This is a genomic window from Erysipelatoclostridium sp. An173 (genome assembly GCF_002160495.1).
Lineage (GTDB): Bacteria > Bacillota_I > Bacilli_A > Erysipelotrichales > Coprobacillaceae > Thomasclavelia > Thomasclavelia merdavium.
This window is the reverse complement of sequence record NZ_NFKR01000015.1, coordinates 57,512-65,172: the sequence shown is the minus strand read 5'-3', so window position 1 is coordinate 65,172 and position 7,661 is coordinate 57,512. Positions and strand designations below refer to the sequence as shown.

9 protein-coding genes are annotated in these 7,661 nt (G+C 27.2%); 4 read left to right on the top strand and 5 right to left on the bottom strand.

The annotated features are described in order from the left end of the window. Positions 1-219 precede the first annotated feature (219 nt). A complete protein-coding gene (locus B5F09_RS08115) occupies positions 220-1,503 on the top strand; it encodes a patatin-like phospholipase family protein (RefSeq protein WP_087373460.1) in 1,284 nt (427 codons plus the stop codon). Positions 1,504-1,523: 20 nt separating this feature from the next. On the opposite strand, the gene B5F09_RS08110 is transcribed toward B5F09_RS08115, so the two are convergent. From B5F09_RS08110 to B5F09_RS08095, 4 genes are all read right to left on the bottom strand, one after another. Continuing rightward, entirely contained in the window at positions 1,524-2,558 is a 1,035-nt protein-coding gene (locus B5F09_RS08110; RefSeq protein WP_087300133.1) for a Gfo/Idh/MocA family oxidoreductase, read from the bottom strand. After that, positions 2,548-3,528 carry a Gfo/Idh/MocA family protein gene (locus B5F09_RS08105; protein WP_087373458.1) on the bottom strand — a complete coding sequence of 327 codons (981 nt, stop codon included), beginning with the start codon at positions 3,526-3,528 and terminating at the stop codon, positions 2,548-2,550. The genes B5F09_RS08110 and B5F09_RS08105 overlap by 11 nt, the downstream gene beginning before the upstream one ends. Positions 3,529-3,538: 10 nt before the next feature. Continuing rightward, entirely contained in the window at positions 3,539-3,949 is a 411-nt protein-coding gene (locus tag B5F09_RS08100) for a heme-binding protein (RefSeq protein ID WP_158095830.1), read from the bottom strand. Positions 3,950-4,061: 112 nt separating this feature from the next. Next, positions 4,062-4,769 carry a MurR/RpiR family transcriptional regulator gene (locus tag B5F09_RS08095; RefSeq protein WP_158095829.1) on the bottom strand — a complete coding sequence of 236 codons (708 nt, stop codon included), beginning with the start codon at positions 4,767-4,769 and terminating at the stop codon, positions 4,062-4,064. 185 nt (positions 4,770-4,954) lie between these two features. Between B5F09_RS08095 and B5F09_RS08090 the strand changes: the two genes are divergently transcribed. Further along, entirely contained in the window at positions 4,955-5,479 is a 525-nt protein-coding gene (locus tag B5F09_RS08090) for a biotin transporter BioY (protein ID WP_087300067.1), read from the top strand. A 9-nt stretch (positions 5,480-5,488) separates the two neighbouring features. On the opposite strand, the gene B5F09_RS08085 is transcribed toward B5F09_RS08090, so the two are convergent. Beyond that, positions 5,489-5,977, bottom strand: coding sequence for an NUDIX domain-containing protein (locus B5F09_RS08085; protein ID WP_087373452.1), 489 nt, complete (start codon positions 5,975-5,977; stop codon positions 5,489-5,491). Positions 5,978-6,115: 138 nt separating this feature from the next. On the opposite strand from B5F09_RS08085, the gene B5F09_RS08080 reads away from it, so the two are divergent. Further along, entirely contained in the window at positions 6,116-6,418 is a 303-nt protein-coding gene (locus B5F09_RS08080; RefSeq protein WP_204215261.1) for a hypothetical protein, read from the top strand. Positions 6,419-6,529: 111 nt separating this feature from the next. Then, entirely contained in the window at positions 6,530-7,309 is a 780-nt protein-coding gene (locus B5F09_RS08075; RefSeq protein WP_087300069.1) for a polysaccharide deacetylase family protein, read from the top strand. Positions 7,310-7,661 lie beyond the last annotated feature (352 nt).

Below are 7,661 nucleotides of genomic sequence, written 5' to 3'. Positions count from 1 at the left end.
AACAAATGGAACATACTGCTAGATGAAGCATTGAATTACTTCATAGAATCAACTATGGAATTCTAGTTATGAATAAATTTCATTTTTTCATAACTTATTTGACACTACCGTTTTTCATTATATCAAATTCTTGTTAGTTTTAAAATTAATTGTCTCATTTAATAAAGAAGATGGATTTTTTAAATGAGTCTTCGTATAATTATTAAGAGGTGGTATCCAATGAAAAAGGCATTAGTTTTAGCTGGTGGGGGCGCTAAAGGGGCCTATCAGGCTGGTTGTATTAAAGCTTTACAAGAATTAGAATATGATTTTGATATTGTAACTGGAACATCAATCGGGGCTTTAAATGGTTTACTTGTTGTTCAAAAAGACTACCAGGCACTTTATCAATTATGGGATCAAATGAAGATCAGTGATATCTTTACAAATCCGGTAAATTTTGATTTTTCAATTGAATCAATGCTTTCACAAAGCAACTTAATCAAACCTTTTTTTAAATCATTTATTAATGAAAAAGGTGCTGATATTACACCACTAAAAAATCTAGTTTATAATTTGTACAATGAACCTAAAGCTTTTTCAAGTAATATTGATTATGGTATTGTTACTGTTAAATATCCTAAACTTACACCATTAGAAATTACTAAAAAACAAATGCAGCCAACACCACTAGTTGATTACGCTTTAGCTTCAGCTGCTTGTTTTCCCGCTTTTCCTATTTATTATATTGATAATCAGGGCTATCTTGATGGTGGATATTATGATAATTTACCGATATCTTTAGCTTTAAAAATGGGTGCTGAAAAAATAATTGCTATTGAATTAAAACGTGAGCCAACACATTTACATTTTACAAATCGACCTAATATTACGTTTATTCGACCAAGTTATGATTTAGGAGGATTTTTAGATTTTAATCGTAACATTCTAGATTGGCGAATTAAACTTGGTTATTATGATACTTTAAAAACATTTAAAAAAATTGATGGCTATTTATATAATTTTAAAAAGTCATATCCTAATAAAAATATTATCAAAAAATTATATCAATTAATTCTTAATTACGAAGATTCAATCAATAAAAGTATTGTAACTAAAGCAATTAATAGCTCTTCGACACCATTAACCGATTTATTGAAAAAAGACACCTATTTAAATCAATTAACTATTAAAGATTATTTCATTCGATCATTAGAATTAACAATGACAGAATATAATTATCAAAATGATCTTTTATACGATTTAGATCAAGTATGTAAAGAAATAAATGATGTTTTTAAAAAAGAATACCAACAACGTTATAAACTATTAAAAAATCGTTTTAAAGATATTACTATTAAAGAATTATTGGCAACTATTAAAACATTAAGCAGTAAAGATGCTATTTGTGCTTTTTATCATGCACTAAAAATCAATGAACCAATTGAACCTGGTTTAATTAGCAATATATTTTTAAAGGAATATTTAATTGCTCTATTTCTTTTTACTATTGAAACAAAATAAAATGTCGCTAGTGCGACATTTTATTTTAGACCTTTAATTCCATCTTCTAATATTTTAATTTGTAATAATGTTTGTTCTGGTTTTACAAGTACTTCCTGATTATTTTTCAATGTATCATATAAAGCATCATAATAATAACCATAATCACCTTTTACTGATGGAACCTTTTCTTCATGATAATTCCCTTGATCATCATAGTAAATTAATGTTCCATATTCACTTGGTAAATCAACACCAAAATCTTCATGACCAGGACCTGGTAAATAGAATAATTTCAAATGTTCTTCCTGTTTATCTTTCTTTTCTTTAATAAACATTCCTTTTTTACCATAAACTACAAAACTTGGTCGTTCTTTAACACGGAAATAACTTGATTTTACTGATACCTTCAATGTTCCATAATATAAATCCAAATCAAAGTAATCATTCATTCTGCCAGAACCTAATAACTGACGAACATCGTAATGAACATGATCAGGTTTTCCAAAATAACTAATTACCTGGTCAAGAGTATGGCAACCATGACCATACAAATATGAATTAATGCTGCTAAATTCATGAACACTTTCTGGTATATAAGGACGATAATAATCAAAATGCATTTCTAACTCTAACAAATCCCCTAATTTACCAGATTCAATTACTTTTTGAACAGTTAAAAAATCACTGTCAAAGCGACGGTTTTGATAACATTGTACCATTAACCCTTTTTCCTTAGCTAGATCAAAAATTTCTTTAGCTTCTTCATAAGTATTAGCAAATGGCTTTTCAACAATACAGTTCTTTCCAGCATTTAAAACAATCTTAGCATATTCATAATGAACATTAGATGGTGTACTAATTACAATGACATCAATATCTTGATCATTTAATAAATCATCTAAATCCTCAGTATAAATTACTCCTGGAATTTTAGCCCAGCTATCTTTCTTTTGATCTATTGTATAAATTTTTTTAATTTCAATTTTATCTTTTCTTGTTAAAATGAATGGAATATGATAACGATTAGCACTTTTACCATTTCCAATAAATCCCACTACTAACTTATCTGTCATTATCAAACACGATCCCTTCTTGATTTCTTGCTTCATTCATTATTTTACTTACAGTTAAGCTTACTTCCATCATTTTTGCTGCTTTAGTAACATCATTCTGTTCAATCATACGAATAAACTCTTTAAATTCATAATACAAACGATGTTTACCTTCATTTAAATCTACAGTTTCTACTTCATTATTATTATTTATATACTCAAATTTAGTTAATTGATTGATTGGGGTATCAATTTTAATCACACCACCATCACCTTGGAAAGTTAACATCACTGGTGCTTTACAATCTTTAGCACTAATACTTACAGCTTTAAAATTGTCATAATCAAGCGTTAAAATTCCACTAGTATCAATATTATTTTCAATATTGGCAAGATAATTAACCCGCTTAGGTTCACCAAACAAACCAGTTAAACCATGAATATTATAAACATTTAAATCCATTAAAGCTCCTCCAGCTTTATGAAAGTCAAATGCTGGTAAAATATTACCTGCTTTAAAAGCATTATAGCGTGATGAATACTGACTATAATTTAAACTAACAATTTTAGGCTGTCCAATTTTTGTTAAACATTGTTTTAAAGCCTGATATGCTGGTAAATAATGGATATTCATCGCTTCAAAAATAAATAATTGCTTTTCTTTAGCAATTTCTATTAATTCCTTTAATTCTTGAACATTAGCAGTAATTGGTTTTTCAACAATTACATGTTTACCATGTTCCAAAGCCTTTTTAGCGAAGCTATAATGAAGATGATTTGGAAGCGCTACATAAACTGTATCAATATCATCTTTTAAAAGCTCATCAAAGTCAAGAAAATATTTATCTAAATGATATTTATCAACTAAAGCACTTGCTTCATCTTCAGTAGCTTTAGTCGCTAGAACTGCTGTATATTCAATTCCCAATAAATCATATGTTGTCAAAAGATCTTTAACGATCATTCCTGTACCTAATATTCCTAGCTTCATAATTTGTCTCCTATCTATTTTTCATTTCTTTTAAAACCCGAACAATTAATGCATGATCTTCATAGTGCTCTAATCCTGATATACAAAATACCCCTTTAAATTCATTAGCTACAATCAAAGGATAACCGCCACCACAAATAGCATAATTTTCATCATCAACTATATTTTTATAAAAATCTTGATTATTAAAAACATTCATTGATGATTGTTTAGTTTTTAATACGGTATTTTCCTTACGATTTAACCATAAATCACTTGTTTTCCCATCCATTAAATATTGAAAAACAATATCTCCGTCAATTGATACGCGAATACGCAATGGCTTTAATTTTTCTTTTTTAGCTATTTCAATTACTCGTAAGCCAAAATCTAAAGCATCGCTATGATTAAAAGTTGAAAATGTAATTAATTCTTCATTCATTTTATCACCTGCCATAACCATTGTTGCATAGTAATTTTTATTTGCAAAGTAAACGACTTACTTTAGGAAATAAAATCCGTTTTTTATCATTACTCTGTTTAAAAAATTGTACTTAAAGTTCAACTTTTTTATGAAGCAAAGCATAAATAACCGTTAAAATATAGTTAAAAGCAAGCTGAGAATAAAAAGTTGCAATTCGATCATCATGCTCTTTATTTGGTAAAATAATTTGATTATTGGACAATCTTGTTAAAACACTATCTCTATTTGCAGTAATGAGAATAATTTTAGCGCCTGATTTTTTTACTTCCTGCATACATTTTAAAAACAAATCTTTCTGTCCTCGATATGTAACAAAAATAGCACAATCATCACTTGTTACATTTTTACTAGTAAATAACTCTTCATGATATTCAGTAGCTAAAATTGCATAGATATTTATTTTTATTAACTTATTCATAAAATTTTTTACTGTTAAACTAGTATCACCTACTGAGTAAATAAAAACTCTTTTAGCCTGATAAATAACTCGAACAATTGTCTCTAATTGTTTTAAATCTAAATTAGCATTAATAATATCAATTGTTTCTTTATATAATGATGATAAATTATTAATGATTTCAAAATCCGATTCTGATAAATAAAAAGGTTTCGTAAAATCTACTGACTGTTTAACAAACTTATTTGATTCCAATTCTTTTAATAACTGATATTTAAATTCTCGAAACCCAGGATAACCCAGTTTTTGACAAATTCTAATAATTGTAGCATTTGAAGAATAGGTCTTTTTGTCCAATTGTAATTTTAGAAATTTCTTCACTATGTTCATTTATATATGTTACTACGGGTAATTGGGCTTTAGTAAACAATTGATTATCTTTTAATTTTTCTAATAAACTCATCATATCACCTGCTATATACCATTATAAAACAATTTTTTTAATAGATAAATAATTCTTGTTTAGAATAAAAATGTTTGCTAAAATCGTTCAGGAGGATTAAATTTTGAATACAAAAGTTAAAAATATGTTATATTGTGCCTTGTTTGCTTGTTTAATTGCTATCCTGGCACAAATTCAAATTGCCTTACCTACTTTAGTACCAATTACTTTACAGACTTTAGGGGTATATTTAGTTAGCTTATTATTAAAACCAAAATTAGCTTTTATCAGTACACTGGTTTATGTTTTTATGGGTGCTATTGGCTTACCAGTTTTTGGTGGTTTTAGCGGGGGATTAGCTAGCTTACTAGGGCCTAGTGGTGGTTATATTTTCAGTTTTCCAATCATGGCTTTAGTTATTGCTTTAATTGTAAAAAGAAATGAAAAACTATCTTTTAAAATAATAGCATTAATTATCGGAACTGCTGTTTGTTATTTGATTGGTACGTTATGGTTTATTTATGTAACTAATACCTCTTTAATTCCAGCTTTAACAATGTGTGTAATTCCATTTTTACCAGGAGACACTTTAAAAATTATAATTTCCATTATTTTAGCAAATCGATTGAACAGCAAAATAGCGAACTAGTAAAGTTCGCTATTTTAAATTAAATTTATTAATCGCTTCTAATAAAAATGATTTAGCTAACGATTCTGGCTTAATTGCCATAACGGCTTCATTAATTAAAAACCACTTAGCCTGATCAACTTCATTAGTTAATTGATAATTTTCACTATCAACAACAGCAACATAATTATGAATCAATGTTTCTGATGGTTTAAAATATGAATTATCATTATACAGATATTCTTTGACATTTAATCCAGTTTCTTCTTTTATTTCTCGAATTAATGTTTCTTTAGCATTTTCACCTTTATTGATATATCCAGCAATTAAAATATTATCAGTTCGTCTGTATTGTTGAATCAACAAGATCTTATCTTTACTAGGATTTAAAACAATTGCATAAATCGCACTATTAAAACGTTCAAACCTAAACTCTTTACAATTAGGACAATATGGTACTTCACCATCAATACCACATTTCTTTTTTATTAACTGATGACCACAAACTTGACAATACATTTCCTTTTCCTCCTAAATTGTCTCCATTTTAACATAACTAGTTAACTTATAAAATTATAAATACTTTTTTAGTTTTTACCATTTTGCCTTTAGAACTTTAAAAACCTTACATAACCTATAATATAGGAGGTGATAAAAATGGGAATGCCAATCATTGAATGTACACCAGTTGATGAAGGTTGCGCATTAACAGCTATATTGCAATCTATTGCATTACAAGAAGCTGGATTAGCTCATATTTTAAATGCTGAAGGCGAAAAATTACAAAAAGTTGTAAGCTGTGCTAATTCTTCACAAGAATTATTAGAAGTCAATGAAGCTGTTACTAATAGTCTTCAAGCAATTGCAGCTATTGAAGAAACTTTAAAAGATAAAGCTGTTGCTGCTATTGATCAATTAAATGAAATCAGATGCAAAAAAATGAATCATCACTGTCGTTAAAAAAATTAGGCGATTTAATTCGCCTAATTTTTTTGTCTTAATAAACCTTAAATAAACTAAATTAATTTGATAAATAGTAGCATAATTGCTATAATGTCGTCGGTGGGTATAATGAAAACAATAAAAAAAGTTATTTGCTTTTTGCTGTGTGCTTATCTAGCAATTGGATTAATTTGGGCTGCAAAAATTGCAATAATCCATTACTTAAATGTTGATGGTCTACCTGTTTTAGGTTACCACGATATTGTAAGTGATGAAGATAAAGAGAAAAACTATAAACATGATATTTATCATATGAGCATTAGTAAATTTGAAAAACAAATGCAGTATTTATATGAAAATAATTATCATACATTAACTATGCAAGAAATCGAAGCTTATTATAATGGCAGTTATCAATTACCTAAAAAAGCAGTCGCTTTAACTTTTGACGATGGATATAAAAGTTTCAATACTATTGTAAAAAAAGTTTTACAAAAATATAATTTTCAAGCAACCTGTTTTGTTATCGGATATAAAACAACTATTGATAATCCTAAATATTTGAAAAAAGAAGACTTAATCAATGATGAAAATGTTCAATATTATTCGCATTCATACAATTTTCATCATTGTCAAAAAGCGTTAAAAATGATTGAAACATTATCAAAAGAACAAATAAATGATGATTTTAATCAAAATAAAAATATTGTCAGCAGTAAATATTTTGCTTTTCCTTACGGTGTTGCTAGTGAAGAGTCCTTTAGTGTTTTAAAACAACAAAATGTATCGCTAGCTTTTGGTTACAACCAAAATCGTAATATGACAAGAAAAGATAATCAATATTTATTACCACGATATTCAATGTTTGCTAATATGCCATTTATTTACTTTAAATGGATCTGTCAATAATATCTAAAGATAAAGTATTCTACAACATTCAAATAAATGAATAATATCAAAAACAATTAAACAACTATTTTAATCAACTATAGTGATAATATTTTATCTATATTATTTCTTAGTTGATTACATATTGCTTTTAGTCTATGCTTAAGTATGAAGGTGATATGATATTTGCACATTCACTTTTTATGTGTTAGATAATTCGCTTTATTGAACAATACTTTATTACCTTCTCTTTCGTATACGATACTTTAGTATATGTTTAGAAGGTGCATCTTTGTATAACTACTTGTTGCTATGCAGGTGGTTTTTATTTTGTAACTTGTAAATTAAAATAACTAGAAATTACCTATTTCTA

What these genes read in the sequence shown, in the direction of transcription:
- B5F09_RS08080 (WP_204215261.1), top strand. Translation starts at nt 6,116, where the DNA reads ATGGGAATGCCAATCATTGAATGTACACCAGTTGATGAAGGTTGCGCA.
- B5F09_RS08075 (WP_087300069.1), top strand. Translation starts at nt 6,530, where the DNA reads ATGAAAACAATAAAAAAAGTTATTTGCTTTTTGCTGTGTGCTTATCTA.
- B5F09_RS08115 (WP_087373460.1), top strand. Translation starts at nt 220, where the DNA reads ATGAAAAAGGCATTAGTTTTAGCTGGTGGGGGCGCTAAAGGGGCCTAT.
- B5F09_RS08085 (WP_087373452.1), bottom strand. Translation starts at nt 5,977, where the DNA reads ATGTATTGTCAAGTTTGTGGTCATCAGTTAATAAAAAAGAAATGTGGT.
- B5F09_RS08110 (WP_087300133.1), bottom strand. Translation starts at nt 2,558, where the DNA reads ATGACAGATAAGTTAGTAGTGGGATTTATTGGAAATGGTAAAAGTGCT.
- B5F09_RS08100 (WP_158095830.1), bottom strand. Translation starts at nt 3,949, where the DNA reads ATGAATGAAGAATTAATTACATTTTCAACTTTTAATCATAGCGATGCT.
- B5F09_RS08105 (WP_087373458.1), bottom strand. Translation starts at nt 3,528, where the DNA reads ATGAAGCTAGGAATATTAGGTACAGGAATGATCGTTAAAGATCTTTTG.